This window comes from Paenibacillus sp. FSL H8-0548, from assembly GCF_038630985.1.
Lineage (GTDB): Bacteria > Bacillota > Bacilli > Paenibacillales > Paenibacillaceae > Pristimantibacillus.
The window spans coordinates 303,327-322,360 of record NZ_CP152049.1; the positions used below are offsets into that span (position 1 = coordinate 303,327).

Consider the following 19,034-nt stretch of genomic DNA (forward strand, 5'->3'; position numbering starts at 1 on the left):
CCGATATAAGTCATCTCATTTATGGATCTGGATAATGGAGTTGAAATAAAAGGGACTTCTGCGGCATATGGCCGTAGAAGTCCCTTTTCTCAAATATAGGAAAGTATATAAGAAAGGTCATATTCGATACGCTTTCCGAAACGCGGAAGGGCTCATGTTACAGCTATTTGTAAATACCCGGCTCAAATAAAAGCCGTTCTGGTAACCGCAAAGCGGGGCAATTTCTTCTAAAGTAAGTTCGCTGCTCATTAATAGACTTTGGGCCTTACGCATTCTAATCATCGTCAAATAGGTAATGGGGGATACTCTCATGGCACTTTGAAACCGTCTAGAAAATTGTGACTGGCTTAAGGATGCCTGATCTGCTAATAGCTTCAAGGACAACGGCTCATATGCATGCTTTTGGATATGAAGAACGGCCATTCGAACGATAGGATCTCTCACGGGTAAGTGAGCGGTGTGTTCTTGTTGCTCTAGCACATATAAATACAATAAATCCATTAACAGATGTTGTTTATAGAAAAATTGCTCGTTCATACTCGAGTGGGAGAGCTCTCGGATGCACGAATAGGTTGAAGAATAACGCTCCATGCGTTGAAGAGATATTTTGCCGTAAGGAAGATCTGGCCCAGGCACCAGTGGAGTCCCTTCTTCGTCACACCAGTCAAACTCAATAAAGAGGAAGGAGAGACTGTCAACCTCCTTACGGTACAGCGTTATTCCAGGAGGGCACAAGATGATATCACCAAATTTCGCCCGGCCTTCTTCCTCGCCTATACGATAATCGAAGCTGCCCTCATCAGCTGCTAATATGACCCAGCCATCATAGGTATCCTCCGTCAGCATAAAGACTTGTTTTATTGAAGTGTTGTGCCATCGCATCAGTTTTGCTTGAAATGAATGTTTCAGCATCGCCTGGCGCCTCCTCTCAGGTTCGCACAAAAAAGGATATGAAAGTTGATAAGTTCATGCATGTTCTGCTTGGTTTGCAAGTAGTATCATGATATCAGGAAATGACAAAAAACGATATGGATCTTAAAAAAAGAAGAGGATGTGTTAAGATGAAAATCACAAAATTTCTTACTTCTGGTCAATTAAAAGATTTTAACGATAATGGCTATCTCGTACTGCGTAATGTCTTTACTGCCGCAGAGGCAGCCGTATGGCAGCAGGAATGTATGCGCCTGCTCACTCTGGATGAGTATCTTGATCCGAATAATCTGCGCGTAAATTACCGTAATATCAATAATCGTTCGATTATTGAGAAGATTGATCCTGTACAGGATCTTTCAGATGTATTTCATGCTCTAGAAAAGGATGAGCGCATACTGGCCCCGCTGCGTGATATCTATATGGATGAGCCTACGTTGTTTAAAGACAAACTCATCTACAAGCTTCCAGGTGTTACTGGGTATACCATGCATCAGGATGCCTCGTGGTGGCAGGGCTTCCCGTTAGAAGGATTAATTTCAGTTATGGTAGCCATCGATGGTGCGACAGAAGAAAATGGGGGTTTGGAGCTTTTTCCAGGCTATCATGATCGCTTTCGTTCAGCGAGAGGAGAATTTCGCAATATGAATGCGGAAGAAATTGCTGAGATTGATGCGTCCAAGGGCGAAATCGTCGAGACGGAGCCAGGCGATATTATTATCTTCCATTCCTTTACACCGCATCAAAGCGGCTCCAACACAGCTAGCACGAGCCGTCGTCAATTATACTTGACCTATTCTCCGGGGAAAAATGGTCAACTATATCATGCCCACTATCAACATTATTGCCGATATGTAAGTAACCTTAGAGAAGAAAAAGGAAATACAGAGATGTATTTCAAATAACAAAATAAGCCACACATATGAAGAAACGGCTATCTGCTAAATGAGATTTAACTTATGGAGAATTAGGAGCAATGGGAAATGAAATATATTCCAGTTTAAAGCGTGTTAAGCTGGAAGAGCAAGAGAAAGAAATTGCTCAGCTCTCTATTCAAGGATAAAATAATCGTTAGATAGCAGAAGCACTTTAAATTGCAGAGTGCACCGCAAGGAATTAGGTTAGCGATCTTTAAGGGAAATGGGAGGTTGGCGATCATGCGCAGGCAATCTTTCGTCTTCAGAAGCCGATGTAAATCATATGGATGGAAGATTTGAAATGACCGAGCTAAGCGATGGAGGAGTCTCGAATGAATTTATTTTATATGGGGCTTAAGTCTAATCACTTTAATCCCATGCCGTACTTTCTGAAAGATAATTATGTAGGCTTTGATTGGCCGGGTATAGCTGATTTGGAGCATGTCGACAAGGATGAATGGCAGGCGAAGGCTATTGAAGCATGTTTGGATGATGGACAGGCCTTACTTGATCGCTTGGCGGAGATCAGTCTATTCGTATATACGATGCAGGATGGTGATTATGTTCTCATGACGGATGGAGACCATGCTCATCTTGGCGATCTCGGTGACTATTATTACGTGGAGCGCACCAGCGAATCGGAGGATAATATCAGTCATCGGCGCGGCGTCACATGGCTAAAGAGCCTTCCACGGGAGGAATTACATGCAGAGCTGCAGCAGTTAGTCGGGAAGCAGGCGACACTAGCAGAATTTGAGCGCGAGGTTACTCATGAGCAGATGGAGCAGTGGATGGCGAAGACCGCCGAAGTGCCGCATGAAGAAGCGGGCAAGATGAGTCTTGTAGATGAGGCTACAGTCAAGGAGGCACTGGATATATTAAAGAGTGCGATGGGAAGTGAGGATGCAGAGCGGAGGGAACGGGCAGCGATAGCGATTTTGCGGTTTGCAAAATAACGGGAGCTGGGTATTCGGCTATAAGTGGATACGCTGCTGTATAGTTGTGGAACAAAGAAGTACCCCAAACGAGGTGCTTCTTTGTTCCATGAGGCTGCATACGCGCTGTTGCTAAACATTTAACGACTCAGGACCGTCCAGCAAATATCGCTCGGTAAGGATCGATAGCAGCTGGATGCCGACGGCATTGTGACCACCTTCTGGAATGATCAGGTCAGCATATTTTTTGGAGGGCTCAATAAAGGCTTCGTGCATTGGTTTCACTGTATTAAGATATTGGTCATGAACAGATTGAATCGTTCTTCCGCGCTCCTCAATATCACGAAGCACCCGGCGGAGGATGCGAACATCGGGATCCGTATCAACGAACACTTTAATATCAAGTACGTTTCTGATGCTTTCCTCAGAGAGGACATGAAGTCCTTCAAGAATGACAATATGGTTAGGCTTAAGCTCGACTGACTCATTCGAGGAGCGAGCGTGAATGGTGAAGTCATAGACCGGGGCATAGGCAGCCTTGCCTTCTCTGAGTAGAAGGAGATCGCGTGTCAGAAGCTCAATATCGAAAGCAAACGGATGATCGTAATTAATCCGCTCACGCTCGGCGAGGCTGAGATGTATGGGGTTTTTATAATAGTTATCCTGGGATACGAAGGTTACTTTGTCTGATCCAAGTCGGTCAATGACAGATCGGGCAACGGTAGTTTTGCCCGAGCCGGTGCCGCCAGCGATTCCAATAATGAGCATGGTGTTTCAATAAGCCTCCCTATGGTGTTTACCTTTGCAATTTTAGTATTGTAGCATAACCAGCGCCTCTTTTCATTATGGCTGCGCATTTACAGTACTGCTGATGTGAGTTCGATGATCGATCATGAATAGAATTTCATATTTTTGAGCTGAAGGAGTAAAATGAAACAGAAGGCATGAGATGATCTGAGAGGAGTGTCGGCTGTGAAATATAGGAAGCTTGGAAGTACAGATCTGAATGTATCCGTGATCGGGATTGGAACCTGGCAGTTCGGAGGAGAATGGGGAAGGGAATATTCGCAGACGGAAGCGGATATGATTTTGGACAAGGGGCGGGAGCTCGGCATTAATTTAATTGATACAGCAGAATGTTACGGTGATCATCTTTCAGAGTCTCTCATCGGGGATTATATTAGCCGCCGCAATCGTGAGGATTGGATCATCGCCACAAAGTTCGGACATCATTTTCATGAGCGTTTCACTCGCACCGACGTATTTGGCGCCGAGGGAGTTGTTGCTCAACTGGATGCTTCGCTCAAAGCACTGCAAACGGATTACATTGACTTATATCAATTCCATTCGGGTCCGGATCAAGCCTTCGACAACGACGAGCTTTGGACGGTACTGGACAAGCAAATAGCTGTTGGGAAGATTCGTTTTCTCGGAACATCGATCGGCAGCAATGATAATCTGCATCAGACGGAGGCTTCATCGAAAGTGAACTCTCGCGTTATTCAGGTCGTTTATAATCGTCTGGATCGTGCACCAGAGGAGCGGGTATTTCCTTCTTGCGAGGAGCAGGGTCTTGGCGTGCTTGCGCGTGTGCCTCTAGCAAGCGGCTACCTGAGCGGCAAATATAGGCCAGGCGCGGTCTTTGGCGATAACGATGTACGCCACAGACATGATAAAGAGAGCACTCGGCTTAAGCTGCTCGAAGTGGAGCATATTCAGCGCGAGGAGGTTCCGCAGGGTGTAACGATGGCAAGCTGGGCACTTGCTTGGTGCTTAAAGCATCCTGCGGTTACCGCGGTTATTCCGGGCTGCAAGGACGCTGAGCAGGTTGAAGCTAATGCCAAAGCGGTGGAGCTCGTCTCTGAGCCGCATCCGCAGGATATAAATATTAAATAATATCGCAGAATGTAGGCGACACACGAGGCAGAAAGCGTCGTTTGCTGCTATGTTGTTCTTAGGAGTAGCAAATCCAGGTTACTTTGACGCAATAAGAACATATGCGTGCTTAAGATGATGTTTCGAGGTAGCTCACCCGCCGAATGGGCTCATTAAGCACCTATGTGTTCTTAAGAGTAGCAAATCAAGGTTACTTTGTCGCAATAAGCACGCATGCGTGCTTAAGGTGCTGTTTCGAGGTCGCTCACATGCAGAAGGGTTCTCGCAAGGGATGTAACCCTCGCGAGAACCCTAATCCTTCGATCAACTCACCCTGACGAGTTTCCACCTTTGAGCGCCATTGCCCAGATCATCCCAAATTTGCACGTTGGTGCCGTCCACCGTGCCTGAGCCTGCTACGTCTAATGCCTTATTGCTGTTTGAGTCGATAAGTTTCATATATCCGCTACCTGTATCGACGAGCTTCCAAAGCTGATTAATGTTGCCGGTATAGTCCCAAATTTGCACGTTCGCTCCATTCGCAGTGCCCCAGCCGTTAACCTCAAGCGCTTTTCCGCTATTCGTATTAATAAGCCTGTACGCTCCACCTCCCGCATTCGTAATTTGCCATAGCTGATTCGCTTGGCTCGCGCCTTCCGTCCAAATTTGCACATTGGCTCCGTTTGCCGTCCCCCAGCCGTCAACCTCGAGTGCTTTCCCGCTGTGCGAATTTATGATCTTATACACAGCACCGGATACCACACCGTTATAAACGTCATTCCGATAAAATTCAACCCGGTCTATATCGACCCATTGGCTTACTAGCGTGTTCGAGGCAAAAAATCCAACCGCTGCTTGTCCGTTAGTAACCGTAATATTAGTAAGGGTAACTGGCGTCCATGCCGTCGTTACCGGACAAGTTATTTGCCGCATCGTACCGCCAAAGTCTTTGGCTTCCATGACGCATGCGCTTTGCCCGCCGCTGCTTCGCATATACGCGCGCATCGTATAATTGCCGTTATCTAGACCGCTGATGGTTTGACCGACATAAGCCGTTGCAGGACCACTTGTTCCGGTTAATCCGATAAAATGATTGCCATGCGCTGATGGAACGCCAACGCCGTCATTTGTCCCGTGAATCTTAATTCGTACGGGATAATCATCGCCGAACGTTGTCCAGCCGCTTACATTGGCGGTTTCGAAGCTCCAATTCGTAAGCAGATTCGTGTTGGAGGGTGTGACGGCATGGCCGAAGCGAACATAAACGCCGCTGGCAGGATAGTCCGAGCTAGTTGCCGCCAGCACATGCGTAGCATCTATAGGGAGTAAGGTATTCCAATTGGAGCTGGTCGAGTCGCTTACCGGAAAAATATTGGTGCGGAACTGCCAGGTCGCCCCGTTATCGGCGCTGATCATCGTATACATGGAGGAGTAGGCATCGCCGGTATTAGTGCTGTCATTGTCGGTTTGGAAGGAAACGAGAAGACGACCGTCCCCGAGCTTCACGACAAAGGGAGCACCGGCTTTTTTGCCGGCCTTTGATGGAATATACAAGGTTTGACGGGGCACATTCCAGTTATAGCCGTCAGCTGAAATCTTATATTTGATGACGAAGGGATGACCGGCAACGTCAGTCGCCTCGAAAACAAGCATATATCTTCCGTCCGCCATTTGGGTGATGACGGGCATGCCGTCTCTCGAACCCGCGGCAACGCCGTCGCTGACAACCGTTTCGGCGCTCCAGCCGTTTCCGGTCCAGGTTTTCATAATGAGCTTTTGAAGACCCGTTGTTCCAGCTGCCGCAGGACCGTCATCCGCATAATAAACAGCGACGGTATTGCCTAGCATTTGTAGATGCGGCTCCCATAAGCCTTTAAAGGAGTTGGCGGAAGTAGCTCCGATTTGTCCGTTTGCGAGATCCGACCACGTATTGCCGCCGTCCGTGCTTTTTCTTGTTCTAAGATAGGTGCTGTAATTGGAGCCGGATTGCACGACAAGCCGGTAGGATAACCAAATATCGCCGTTCGCGAGCTGAAGCATTTGTCCGTTGCCAACATCGCCGTTCGCATCAGCCGCAGCTTGTATGGCAGAAGACCAGCTATGCCCGCCGTCCTTGCTTCGGGCAATCATGATTCTTGTTTTTCCGCCGCCGGCATTTGTATCAAAGGAAGCAAGAATATCGTTATTGTTAAGCTTAAGCAAACGCGGATACCATACCCCTCCGTTCGATGGAGCAAAAACAGTGGAGGTGTTAGAAGGCCAAGCTAAGCCTGGTGCTGCAAAAGCTTGAAAGCAGGCTAACAGGGTAGTGAGTATAAGCAGTAAGGAGGTTGAGCTTGCAGTGATACTCATTTTTTTGGCTACGGACAAGTGAAATCATCTCCTTTTACATAATGTAAGCGCTTCAAAACGGATTATAAGGTATGTTAGTATTTAAATATATACTGAAATTAGTATAATAAAAGCCGTTATGCTAAAAGGGACATGTGAAAATGAGGATAGAAGGGTGGACATGTACAAAATTTCGAGGGTAAAAGATCAAAATTGAAGCATGTAGGAATGGTTGGAGAAAAATAATTTGTTTTTTATACTAAATACAGTATTTAAACTTATAACAATATAAACTAGAATAAGCTCATCAAGGAAGCGCTTGCAAAAGCGAGTCAGGCGTCGAAAGCAACTGTAGGATGGCTCATTGCATAAAGCTTTCCATTGCACAATCCTTGATGGCGAAACCGTGTTTAATGAAGCACTTACCAAAGGGAGGCGTCAAATGAAATGAAGAGAAAACCATCAGCAAAGCTTGGACTTATTTTTCTATTATGCTTCGGGATGCTGTTGTCAGCATGCTCATCGGGCAATAATGGCAGCGGCTCGACAACGAACGGCAACGCGGGCAACAAAGAAGCAGAAACGGGAAATAAGCCGCAGGAGCAGGTGAAGATTTCGTTTATGGGCCATGGCAGCCCGCAGGAGAAGGAAATATTCATGAAACTCATTAAATCCTATGAAACGAAATACCCGAACGTAAAGGTTGAATATACAAGCGTGCCTCCGGCGGAATACAACCAAAAGCTGTCCACGCTGGTCGCATCAGGCAAAACGCCGGATGTATTCTACGTATCGGGCCCGCAATTTTATAAATTCGCCGAGGCAGGTACGATTCAGAACCTGCAGCCGTTTCTAGAAACGACCGAGCTGTTCCAAGAGGATAATGTATGGAAGCAGGCGCTCGACCGTTACCGCTTTGACGGCACGCAGCTCGGACAAGGCGATCTGTACGGCCTGCCGAAGGATGTAGGTCCATGGGCAATGGCGTACAACAAAACGATGTTCGAGGAAGCCGGAGTGGAATTGCCGCCGGCCGAGGTTGGCAAATGGACATGGGATAACTGGCTGGACGCAGCGAAGAAGCTGACAAAAGATGATAACGGAGACGGCAAGATCGATATTTACGGCGGGGCAAACTTTACGCTTGAAGGAGCTGTATGGGCAAGCGGGGGAGACTTCATCGACTACGGCACAGGCAAGGTAACCATCGATACCCCTGAATTCACAAACGCGATGCAGTGGGTAGCGGATCTTCGCTTGAAGCACAACGTAACCCCGTCGCCGGAGGACGAGAAAGCACTGAATGCTTATTCTCGTTTCGTGGCAGGCAAAGTAGGCATGTTCCCGATGGGTCCGTGGGATCAACCGGGCTTCTGGGATTTGCCGTTCGAATGGGATATTGCGGCATGGCCGGTAAATCCGGCAACAGGCAAAGCGGGAACCTGGGTGGGGTCGATGGGTTACTCGGTCTCGAGCAAATCGAAGCATGCGCAGGAAGCATTTAACCTCGCCGCATTTCTGGCACTGGACGCGGAGGGCCAGAAGCAAAACTATGAGCTGGGCCAAGCGGTGCCTAACCTGATCGATATGGCCAAAGGCGAGTTTGTGGCCTATGACAAAGCGCCGGCTAACCGAGAGGTGTTCTTGGACATTATCGAGGATTACGGGCATCCGCCAGTGGAATTCGGCTCGAAGGATACGAAATGGATCGATACGATGTGGCAAGAGGCAGGCAAGGTATGGGACGGCAGGATGACGGCAGCTGACTGGGCGAAGGAAATGCAGCCTAAGCTTCAGGAGCTGTATGACAAGGGCAACAAATAATTGGAATAAGAAAGATTAAATGCTGTGCCTTCGGGTTGTTAACCTCGGAGGCACAGTTTTTTTATAAAGACAAATCACAATCAATTTAGTATACTTGATATATTAATATAAAAAGAGGGTGCGATGTGAAAAATTATCCCTTATATAAACAAATCCAAGCTGATATTTTAGGACAAATTCAAACAGGCAAGCTGCGTCCCGGAGATCGTGTCCCCTCAGAGAAAGAGCTGGCAGAGCACTATAGGGTCAGCCAAATTACGAGCAAGAATGCTTTGATCGGGCTTGCGGATGAAGGCGTACTCGTTCGTGTGCAGGGCAAAGGGACGTTTGTGAGGCAGGATGGCGAATCCACTGTAGAAGCTGTTGCATCCAGCCATGCGAGAGACGTGATTGGACTCATTTTGCCGTGTATGAAGACCAAGGTGGATCAGAAGATCCTTGATTCCATTGAGAAATACGTGACGGCTGGCGGATACAGCTTGCAGGTCCGTATTACGCGGGAGTCTCAAATTGAAGAGAGTGCGGCAATTGAATCGATGGTCGCTTCCGGCGTAAGGGGACTCATTGTGTTTCCAACGGAAGAGGAACGCTACAATGATAGTATTTTGCGATTGTCGCTCGATAAATTTCCCCATGTACTGATCGACCGATTCCTAAAAGAAATCCGAACGTACAGCGTTAGTTCGGACAATGTGAACGGCACGGAGCAGGCGATTACGCATTTGCTGGAGAGCGGTCACGAGCATATTGCGCTTATTACTCCGGAGATTACGAATACGGCGACCGAGGAGCGGTTGAGCGGTTTCGAGAAAGCCTATATGGCCAAGAAGCTTCCGATTGATAAGGATTTGTGGTGCATATTAAAAATCGAGGATATATCAAGCGGCAAGGCGCAGCCTATTATAGAAGCCTTCATGAACGAAAGGCCTGCGGTTTCTGCTGCTTTCGTAGTAAATGTGGAGTTGACCAACTATACTTACTATGCTGCCAAACGGTTGAAAAAATCAGTGCCGGACGACATCGAACTTGTCTGCTTCGACCAGCCGGATTTTCAGGATGTATCCTATTTGCAGCAAAATGAAGATGAAATCTGCAGGGTTACGGTTGATTTGCTGCATGCGCAGCTGCAAGGCGAATATACGCCGCAGCGGATCGTCGTACCCGTGAAGTTTTGTAAAAAATAAGCTTTAGCCTATAAGGAGCATCTTCGCACAGCTTTTGTGCAGAGGTGCTTTTTTATATTGTATTTAGTATATAAACATATAACAATATAATTTATAATTAGTTTATTGATTTAAGCGCTTACATCTTGCGCCAAGCATGTTTAAATTACGAGGGAGGGTCAATTGAAATGAAGAGAAAACCATCGGCAAAGCTTGGACTTATTTTTCTATTATGCTTCGGGATGCTGTTGTCAGCATGCTCATCGGGCAATAATGGCAGCGGCTCGACAACGAACGGCAACGCGGGCAACAAAGAAGCAGAAACGGGAAATAAGCCGCAGGAGCAGGTGAAGATTTCGTTTATGGGCCATGGCAGCCCGCAGGAGAAGGAAATATTCATGAAACTCATTAAATCCTATGAAACGAAATACCCGAACGTAAAGGTTGAATATACAAGCGTGCCTCCGGCGGAATACAACCAAAAGCTGTCCACGCTGGTCGCATCAGGCAAAACGCCGGATGTATTCTACGTATCGGGTCCGCAATTTTATAAATTCGCTGAGGCAGGTACGATTCAGAACCTGCAGCCGTTTCTAGAAACGACCGAGCTGTTCCAAGAGGATAATGTATGGAAGCAGGCGCTCGACCGTTACCGCTTTGACGGCACGCAGCTCGGACAAGGCGATCTGTACGGCCTGCCGAAGGATGTAGGTCCATGGGCAATGGCGTACAACAAAACGATGTTCGAGGAAGCCGGAGTGGAATTGCCGCCGGCCGAGGTTGGCAAATGGACATGGGATAACTGGCTGGACGCAGCGAAGAAGCTGACAAAAGATGATAACGGAGACGGCAAGATCGATATTTACGGCGGGGCAAACTTTACGCTTGAAGGAGCTGTATGGGCAAGCGGGGGAGACTTCATCGACTACGGCACAGGCAAGGTAACCATCGATACCCCTGAATTCACAAACGCGATGCAGTGGGTAGCGGATCTTCGCTTGAAGCACAACGTAACCCCGTCGCCGGAGGACGAGAAAGCGCTGAATGCTTATTCTCGTTTCGTGGCAGGCAAAGTAGGCATGTTCCCGATGGGTCCGTGGGATCAACCGGGCTTCTGGGATTTGCCGTTCGAATGGGATATTGCGGCATGGCCGGTAAATCCAGCAACAGGAAAAGCGGGAACATGGGTGGGGTCGATGGGCTACTCGGTCTCGAGCAAATCGAAGCATGCGCAGGAAGCGTTTAACCTCGCTGCATTCCTGGCACTGGACGCGGAGGGCCAGAAGCAAAACTATGAGCTGGGCCAAGCGGTGCCTAACCTGATCGATATGGCCAAAGGTGAGTTTGTGGCTTATGACAAAGCGCCGGCTAACCGCGAGGTGTTCTTGGACATTATCGAGGATTACGGGCATCCGCCGGTGGAATTCGCCTCGAAGGATACGAAATGGATCGATACGATGTGGCAAGAGGCAGGCAAGGTATGGGACGGCAGGATGACGGCAGCCGACTGGGCGAAGGAAATGCAGCCTAAGCTTCAGGAGCTGTATGACAAGGGCAATAAATAATTTAAAAAATCAGGTTCATTTTAAAACTTAAATAACGAATAGCTAGTGCGAGGATGTGTACGCATGAAAAAAAGAAAACCTAGTTATATCCGCAAAGAATACATTTGGGCCTATCTATTTGTGGCAGCGCCGGTACTTGGCTTTCTCATCTTTGGAGTCGCGCCGCTTCTCTACTCGGCCTGGCTGAGCTTCACCTCTTGGGATCTCGTTACACCGCCTGAATTTGTTGGCTTTGAGAATTATGTGGAGGTTTTCCACGACGAGAAGGTGTACAAATCTCTCTATAACACGGTGTTTATGATGCTTGGCATTCCGATTGGGATGGTAGTCGCGCTGCTACTGGCGATTATGATGAACCGGCCGCTCAAGGGCATATCCTATCTTCGGACGATTTATTATTTGCCGGTTATTTCCCCGATCATTGCCGTTTCGCTGCTGTGGCAGTGGATTTTGAATCAAGATTTTGGACTGCTCAATCAAACGATGTGGAGCTGGTTTGGCATCGAAGGACCTAACTGGCTCGGTGATGCGAGCTGGATTAAACCTTCCATGATTCTTATGGGCGTATGGGGCGGCGTTGGCGGTACGATGGTGCTTTACTTGGCTGGATTACAGTCCATCTCATCTACGTATTACGAAGCTGCTGAAGTAGACGGCGCAAATGCGTTCCAGAAGCTGTGGTTGATTACGATTCCGCTGCTCACGAATATTCATTTCTTCGTAATCGTTATGGGCGTCATCGGCGCATTCCAGTCGTTTAGCCAGATCTACGTCTTGGCAGGCGACGGAGGTCCGGAGTACAGTGCGGCGACCGTAGTATTTTATATTTTTGAAAATGCGTTCAAGTACTTCAATATGGGCTATGCCAGCGCAGTTGCTTGGGTTCTTGGCGTTATTATTTTCATCGTTACACTCATTCAGTTCCGACTGTCGAAGAAATGGGTGTACAATGATTGATCGTTTACCGTCACAGTTTGCGAGGGGAGTTTGATTTCACATGCTGCAAAAAAGAATGACAAACCTTTGGGTGGCATTAATCCTCTGTATCGGCTCGGTTGTCATGCTGGCACCGTTCGTATGGACGATTTCCACTTCATTAAAAGATCAACGAAACGTGTTCGAAATTCCGCCAAAGTGGATTCCTGATCCTGCTACATTCAAAAACTATGTAACGGCTTGGAACGATTCTCCATTGCTTAGCGGCTTTATGAACAGCATGATTATCGTCGTATTTGTTCTCGTAATTGGAATTTTTGTATCTACGATGGCGGCTTATGCTTTTGCTAAAATCGATTTTCCATTTAAGGATGCGATTTTCCTATCCTTGCTTGGAACGATGATGATTCCTTTCTCGGTCGTTATGATTCCACAATTTATTGGCTTCTCGAGGATCAACTGGACAGACACGCTGCTGCCGCTCATTGTACCTGGCCTATTCGGGAACATTGTCGTTATTTTCTTCCTGAGGCAGTATTTGGCGGGCGGTCTACCAAATGAGCTGGTCGAAGCAGCCAAGCTGGACGGCAGCGGATTCTTCCGTACCTTCTGGACGATCGCATTGCCAGTTGCCAAACCGGCGATTGCGGCTCAAGCAGCATTAAGCTTCATGGGCATCTGGAATGATTTTATGGGTCCGCTTATTTACTTAAGCTCACCGCAGAAGCAAACGATTCAAGTTTTGATTGCTTCAATGCAATCACAATATATGGGCTCCTCTAACTATCCGGTTATTTTGGCGGCGTCGATTATTTCCATGATTCCCGTAATTCTCGTATTTTTCTTCTGCCAGCGCTATTTTATCGAATCCATGGCGATCAGCGGATTAAAGGGTTAACCGGATGCGCATATTTGTAGCAGGAAAAAGGAGGGCGATGAAAGCTGTCGCACTCCTTGCCGCAGCATTGGCGCTCATGCTGAGCGGTTGTGAATCCAGCCCGGATGAGAAAGAGATCACCCTGTTAAAGGAGGATGCAAAAGTGTATACGAACTCGTTTAAGCTGGACCAAGAGTGGGAGGATTACGGAATCGGCGATCCTTTCATCATGCGTTACAATGGAAGGTTTTTCTTATACTGCAGTACAAAGGACTTTCGATCCGGCATCAAAGCATGGAGCTCCGACAACCTCGTGGATTGGAGTTATGAAGGGCTGGTTACAGAGGATCCGATCACGACAGGCGCTTATGCTCCCGAAGTCTTTTATTGGAACGGAAGCTTCTACTTATATACATCGCCCGCCGGACAAGGACATTATGTGCTGCAGAGTGATAGCCCAACGGGTCCGTTCGTTGTCAAAACAGAAAATCTAGGAAATTCCATTGATGGCTCCGTATTTATCGATGATGACGGAAAATGGTATTTCACGAATGCGGGTACGCAGGGCATTGTCGCCCATGAGATGCCTGATCCCTTTACAATTGATATCGGCGTAACGACTAACGCCTTTCTGGGGCATTGGACGGAAGGCTCGATGATCTGGAAGCGAAACGACTTGTATTATATGACGTATACCGGAAATCATGTATTCAGCAATGGCTATCGCGTTAACTATGCCGTGTCGACAGAAGGCCCTTTCGGCGATTATGCCTTGCCTGCGAACAATCCGATTGTCATCGGCGTGAAGGATGAATTTAAGGGGCTTGGGCATAGCGCGACGGTGCTTGGCCCGGATATGGATTCCTATTATTTGACCTATCATAATTTGGTCGGGCATTCCGCAGAAGGCCCCCCGGTACGCGAGCTCAATATTGACCGGCTTGCTTATAATGGCGATAAGCTGGTTGTATTTGGCCCCACGCATGACCATAAGCAGCCTGCGCCTGCCATGCCAGCCTTATATGGCTGGTTGTCAGAAGGGATCGCGGCTGAACAGTGGGACAAGACAGAGACGGCAAAAGGCGAGACGGTGCTCAGCAAACTGGCGACAGAAGCGACGTTTATTGCGGAATATAATTTCCGTTTGGACGGAGCAGACGCAGCAGCGGGTAACGGGATGGTTGAAGCGGTATTTTCATATACAGACGCCTCTAATTATTCAGCGGTTATCCTGCTGCCATCGAAACATGAGCTTCACTATATTACTGTAAAAAATGGTTCCGAGCAGCATGGCGGTTATGCCGCGCTTCCTTCTGACTTTGATTACTCGAAGCTGCATACGATACGGGTAGAGCGGCGTGACGACCAAGTTCTTGTTTTCTTTGACGGGATGAAGAAGCTGGAGGAAGAAACGGCTGGTCCAGGCGAAGGGAAAATCGGGTATTTTGCAACGAATGTGAAGCCGATTTATGAATATACGGCGTTCGCGAATGATGCAGGCGGCAGCAGTGATTTTGAGGCTTATAAGCCGGTACCTGGCATGATTGAAGCGGTTCATTATTTGAAGGAAGCGGAGCGAGGCTTCCACGTAGAGCAGAAGTCATCAGAAATAAGCGCATACCGGGCGGCAGACGGCGTACCCATCCAAAAAAGCGATGACGGCAGCTACTCCGTAACGCTGCAGCAGTCCGGAGACTGGTTAAAATACAAGCTCAATGCGAAGGCTGATGCGAAGTATGGAATCGGTCTAGCTCTCCGGAAGCCAGAGAAGGATATCGTGCTGGAATGGTCCATTGACGGAGGAGATCCGGTAAAAACGAAGATTAACGCTGATGATCCGGCCTTTACGGAAGACACAGCCAAGCTTCGAATCGGAACACTGGATATTTCCGCCGGCTTTCATGAACTGAAGCTTGAATTAAAAAGCGGCGCGGCTGTTATTCAATCCTTTGAACTGTTTACTGCCGAGCAGCTGGAAGAGCAGCAATCATTCGAGCAATTGCCTGTTCAATCGGGTTTTGGTTTATTTGGAGAGGACGACCATGCTTATACCGGCAGCGGGACAGAGGATGACCGCTTGTTTGCGGGCAGCGACGCATGGGATGACTATACGTTTTCGGTTGGCGTGAAGCTGAATGCGGATACGGATATTGGCGGTCTATTTATACGCGAGACGAATGAATCGTATCATCCCGCTCAAGTCAGAGATGCGGCGATGGGCTATTATATTGGCATTTCTTCTTCGCAGCTGACCTTGCATCGTTTGAACTATGATTCCGAGCTTATAACCAGTGAAACCGTAGAGCTGGAACCGGGACGCGTTTATACGCTGAAGGCAGCAGCAAAAGGCGGGACTATTCAAGTGTTTCTAAATGATGATCCGAAGCCGCTAATTCAGTACACGGATCCGCAACCATTTTTATATGGCAAGGTAGGCATTCATGCTGAACGCTCAACCCTATCATTCTACGATTTAATTGTGAAACCGTTGAAAAAATAATATATAAGCATAAGCAATAGGACTGGAGTGGGAACATGATTGAACCATCACGAAATGAATATCCTAGACCGCAGTTTGAACGGACTTCCTGGCTCAATTTAAACGGGGAGTGGGAATTTGCCTACGATGATACGAATGTTGGCTGCGACAATAGATGGTATGAGGGAGAAAATTTTGACCGTAAGATTCAAGTGCCGTTTTGTTATCAAAGCGAGCTGAGCGGCATTCATGAACAAGCCTTTCACGATATTGTATGGTACCGTAAAAATGTCGAGCTGCCCTCTGAATATGCCGGAAAACGTATTATCCTTCATTTTGGCGCTGTCGATTACGAGGCTAAGGTATGGGTGAACGGGCATTTGGTTGCATCCCATGAGGGCGGCCATACCCCTTTTCAAGCCGATGTTACAGCAGCCCTTCAGGTTAGCGGGAAAAACATCATCGTTGTGCGTGCACAGGATTACAGCAAGGATGTCACGCTGCCTAGAGGCAAGCAGTACTGGAAGGAGAAGTCGGAACAGGTCTTCTATACACGGACGACGGGCATATGGCAAACGGTATGGATCGAGGCGGTAAATGCTGCGCATGTGGAACACGTGAGACTGACGCCGGATATCGATTCCAATAAAATTCATATTCGCAGTTATATTAAGGGCACGGAATTATACAATAGCTTACGGCTCAGCATAAAAATATCGTTTGAGGGCGAGCTGATAGCCGAGGATGTCATTCGTGTCATGGCGCAGGAAGAGGAAGTTTCCATTAAGCTGCATGACTTTAACGATCACGGCCTTGGACGCTGGTGGTCGCCGGAGAAGCCGCATCTCTATGACGTCGAATTTAGGCTGCTGGACGGCGAAGAAGAACTTGATCAAGTGAAAAGCTACTTCGGTATGCGGAAAATATCGATAGAAGATGGCGTTATATGTTTAAATAACCGTCCCTATTATATGAAGCTAATTTTGGATCAAGGTTATTTCCCAGGCGGCGTGCTTACGGCTCCGAGCGATGAAATGCTGCGTACCGACGTGGGATTGACGAAGCAGATGGGGTTCAACGGCGCGAGGAAGCATCAGAAAATTGAAGATCCGCGTTATTTGTACTGGTGCGATAAGCTTGGATTGCTTGTGTGGGGAGAAATGGCCAATGCCTATCAATTCTCGGAGCAATATGTAGGCCGAATTACGAAGGAGTGGCAGGAAGCGGTTCAACGTGATTATAACCATCCTTGTATCGTCGTCTGGGTTCCACTGAATGAGAGCTGGGGAACGCCCAATATTTTAATAGACAAAAGACAGCAGCACCATGCTTCCACGCTCTATTATTTAACCAAATCGCTGGATGACACTAGACCGGTTATTTCGAATGACGGCTGGGAGCATGTAAAATCGGATATTTATACGGTTCATGATTATGAATGCCGGGAAGAAGTATTAGCGCGCAGATATGCAACGCCCGAGTTAGCCATTAAGAGTGATCCACAAGGCAGAAAAATTATGATTCCTGGATTCTCTTATCATGGCGAGCCGGTACAGCTATCGGAATTCGGAGGTATTTCGTACATTCAGGGCAGCAGTGAAGGCTGGGGTTACTCATCGGCGAAAGATAATCAGGACTTCTTGAACCGTTTGACCGCGGTGATGCGTCCGGTTATCGCTGCCGGCGGATTGCAGGGCTATTGCTATACGCAGTTGACCGATGTCGAGCAGGAGAAAAACGGCCTGCTAACATTCGATCGCGTGCCTAAGCTTCCGATTGAAACCTATCGCGAGCTAGTAGCGGGAGCGACTCCGATATCAACCGACGGATTGGAATAGTTACAGAGAGGCGGGTTGAAATGGATAAAACATTTGTGAATCCTATTTTGACGGGCGGAGCAGATCCGTGGATGATGAAGCATACAGACGGTAAATATTATTTAATGGTAACCAAAAGAAGCCATTTGGAATTAAGATCGGCTACTTCAATGACCGGAATTGCTGAAGGACGGCATGAGGTTATCTATACACCGCCTGCCTCGGGTCCCGGATGTCAGAATCTATGGGCGCCGGAATTGCATGTGATCAACGGCAAATGGTATATATATTTCACCGCTAATGATGGCGGAGGAGATGATACAAGGCGAGTCTATGTGCTTGAGAACGAGCATCATGATCCATTTGAAGGAACGTGGGTAGAGCGCGGCGCCGTAAATACGCAATTGCCGGGATTGGATGGAACGGTGTTTCACCATAAAGGGATGCTGTATTTCTTGTATGCCGGCTATGGGCATTTTCCCGATTACGGTTCTGCTATCTATATCGCTAGAATGGAAAATCCTTGGACGATTGCTACCAAGGAAACCATGCTTACGAAGCCTGAGTTTGAATGGGAGAAGCAGGGCGGCATGGCTATTAACGAAGGACCGGTTGTTATGCAGAGGAATGGCAAGCTGTTTCTCGTGTACTCTGCCAGCACGACATGGGCGGATGACTATGGATTAGGCATGTTAATCGCAGACGAAGCATGCGAGCCGACCGATGCCGCTGCTTGGACGAAGCTTCCGATGCCGGTTTTCAGCAAATCGCCGGAACGAAACGTGTTTGCGCCAGGACATAACAGCTTCACCGTATCGCCTGACGGGACAGAGGACTGGATTGTTTATCATGCCCTTTCTGAATCAGGCGCGCCTACGGCAACACGAAGCACGAGAATTCAAGCTTTTAGCTGGAATGAGTCAGGTTATCCGGATTTTGGCGTCCCAGTTGCTGTTGATGCAAAGATCCCTTTGCCATCCGGTGAGTAGCCATATTATGAACATGAACCAAAGCAGGGGCATAGTGGGTATTCAATACACCTCGGGGCGCGAAGGCCAGCGCAGCCCTGTATAGCGTGATTGAGTATTACCCTGATCCACGTCATTGCCGGATACTTGTCGCATGCCTTAATACTGATCCTTCATACACGGGCTTCCATCTGACTGCTAGGTGGGGCCTGTTTGATGCTCACCCATACTAGACACCTCTTCCTCTTTGTAGTTTATTATCTGCATACTCTTATGAGGTGTCCACTTTTTATTCTAGCTACAATGCGTGCTTAATGTGATGATTCGAGGTCGCTCACAAGCCGAATGGGCTCAATAAGCACCTATATGTTCTTAAGAGTAGCAAGTCCAGGTTACTTTGACACATTAAGAACACAT

The 19,034-nt window shown here is 47.8% G+C and carries 14 protein-coding genes; 11 read left to right on the forward strand and 3 right to left on the reverse strand.

Annotation, left to right across the window (positions count from 1 at the left end; genetic code table 11):
- Nucleotides 1-117: 117 nt before the first annotated feature.
- Nucleotides 118-912, reverse strand: a complete 795-nt coding sequence (locus MHI37_RS01430) for an AraC family transcriptional regulator (RefSeq protein ID WP_076339581.1) — start codon at nucleotides 910-912, stop codon at nucleotides 118-120.
- Nucleotides 913-1,061: 149 nt separating this feature from the next.
- Here MHI37_RS01430 and MHI37_RS01435 point away from each other — a divergent pair, with 149 nt between their 5' ends.
- Both MHI37_RS01435 and MHI37_RS01440 read left to right on the forward strand, forming a co-directional pair.
- The gene (locus tag MHI37_RS01435; protein WP_076339582.1) at nucleotides 1,062-1,835 is read left to right on the forward strand and encodes a phytanoyl-CoA dioxygenase family protein; all 774 of its coding nucleotides are present in this window, start codon (nucleotides 1,062-1,064) and stop codon (nucleotides 1,833-1,835) included.
- 344 nt (nucleotides 1,836-2,179) lie between these two features.
- Complete coding sequence (locus MHI37_RS01440; protein WP_076339583.1) at nucleotides 2,180-2,803, forward strand: hypothetical protein; 624 nt, start codon at nucleotides 2,180-2,182, stop codon at nucleotides 2,801-2,803.
- Between the two features lie 111 nt (nucleotides 2,804-2,914).
- On the opposite strand, the gene udk is transcribed toward MHI37_RS01440, so the two are convergent.
- Complete coding sequence (gene udk, locus MHI37_RS01445; protein WP_076339584.1) at nucleotides 2,915-3,550, reverse strand: uridine kinase; 636 nt, start codon at nucleotides 3,548-3,550, stop codon at nucleotides 2,915-2,917.
- A 204-nt stretch (nucleotides 3,551-3,754) separates the two neighbouring features.
- Between udk and MHI37_RS01450 the strand changes: the two genes are divergently transcribed.
- Complete coding sequence (locus tag MHI37_RS01450) at nucleotides 3,755-4,678, forward strand: aldo/keto reductase (RefSeq protein WP_076339585.1); 924 nt, start codon at nucleotides 3,755-3,757, stop codon at nucleotides 4,676-4,678.
- Between the two features lie 303 nt (nucleotides 4,679-4,981).
- On the opposite strand, the gene MHI37_RS01455 is transcribed toward MHI37_RS01450, so the two are convergent.
- Nucleotides 4,982-7,027 (reverse strand): RICIN domain-containing protein, encoded by a 2,046-nt coding sequence (locus MHI37_RS01455; protein WP_256710700.1) that lies wholly within the window; start codon nucleotides 7,025-7,027, stop codon nucleotides 4,982-4,984.
- Nucleotides 7,028-7,435: 408 nt separating this feature from the next.
- Between MHI37_RS01455 and MHI37_RS01460 the strand changes: the two genes are divergently transcribed.
- The 8 genes from MHI37_RS01460 to MHI37_RS01495 all read left to right on the forward strand — a co-directional run bounded on the left by MHI37_RS01460 (nucleotide 7,436) and on the right by MHI37_RS01495 (nucleotide 18,638).
- Nucleotides 7,436-8,812: a sugar ABC transporter substrate-binding protein gene (locus MHI37_RS01460; RefSeq protein ID WP_342556526.1), complete on the forward strand. Its 1,377-nt coding sequence runs from the start codon at nucleotides 7,436-7,438 to the stop codon at nucleotides 8,810-8,812.
- Between the two features lie 125 nt (nucleotides 8,813-8,937).
- Nucleotides 8,938-9,996 carry a GntR family transcriptional regulator gene (locus MHI37_RS01465; protein WP_076340176.1) on the forward strand — a complete coding sequence of 353 codons (1,059 nt, stop codon included), beginning with the start codon at nucleotides 8,938-8,940 and terminating at the stop codon, nucleotides 9,994-9,996.
- A 167-nt stretch (nucleotides 9,997-10,163) separates the two neighbouring features.
- Nucleotides 10,164-11,540 (forward strand): sugar ABC transporter substrate-binding protein, encoded by a 1,377-nt coding sequence (locus MHI37_RS01470; RefSeq protein WP_342556527.1) that lies wholly within the window; start codon nucleotides 10,164-10,166, stop codon nucleotides 11,538-11,540.
- Nucleotides 11,541-11,603: 63 nt separating this feature from the next.
- Nucleotides 11,604-12,497, forward strand: coding sequence for a sugar ABC transporter permease (locus MHI37_RS01475; RefSeq protein ID WP_076339849.1), 894 nt, complete (start codon nucleotides 11,604-11,606; stop codon nucleotides 12,495-12,497).
- Between the two features lie 40 nt (nucleotides 12,498-12,537).
- Nucleotides 12,538-13,374: a carbohydrate ABC transporter permease gene (locus MHI37_RS01480; protein ID WP_076339848.1), complete on the forward strand. Its 837-nt coding sequence runs from the start codon at nucleotides 12,538-12,540 to the stop codon at nucleotides 13,372-13,374.
- A 37-nt stretch (nucleotides 13,375-13,411) separates the two neighbouring features.
- Complete coding sequence (locus tag MHI37_RS01485) at nucleotides 13,412-15,853, forward strand: family 43 glycosylhydrolase (RefSeq protein WP_179090335.1); 2,442 nt, start codon at nucleotides 13,412-13,414, stop codon at nucleotides 15,851-15,853.
- Between the two features lie 35 nt (nucleotides 15,854-15,888).
- Nucleotides 15,889-17,670, forward strand: a complete 1,782-nt coding sequence (locus tag MHI37_RS01490; protein ID WP_076339847.1) for a glycoside hydrolase family 2 — start codon at nucleotides 15,889-15,891, stop codon at nucleotides 17,668-17,670.
- 20 nt (nucleotides 17,671-17,690) lie between these two features.
- The gene (locus MHI37_RS01495) at nucleotides 17,691-18,638 is read left to right on the forward strand and encodes a glycoside hydrolase family 43 protein (protein ID WP_076339846.1); all 948 of its coding nucleotides are present in this window, start codon (nucleotides 17,691-17,693) and stop codon (nucleotides 18,636-18,638) included.
- Nucleotides 18,639-19,034 lie beyond the last annotated feature (396 nt).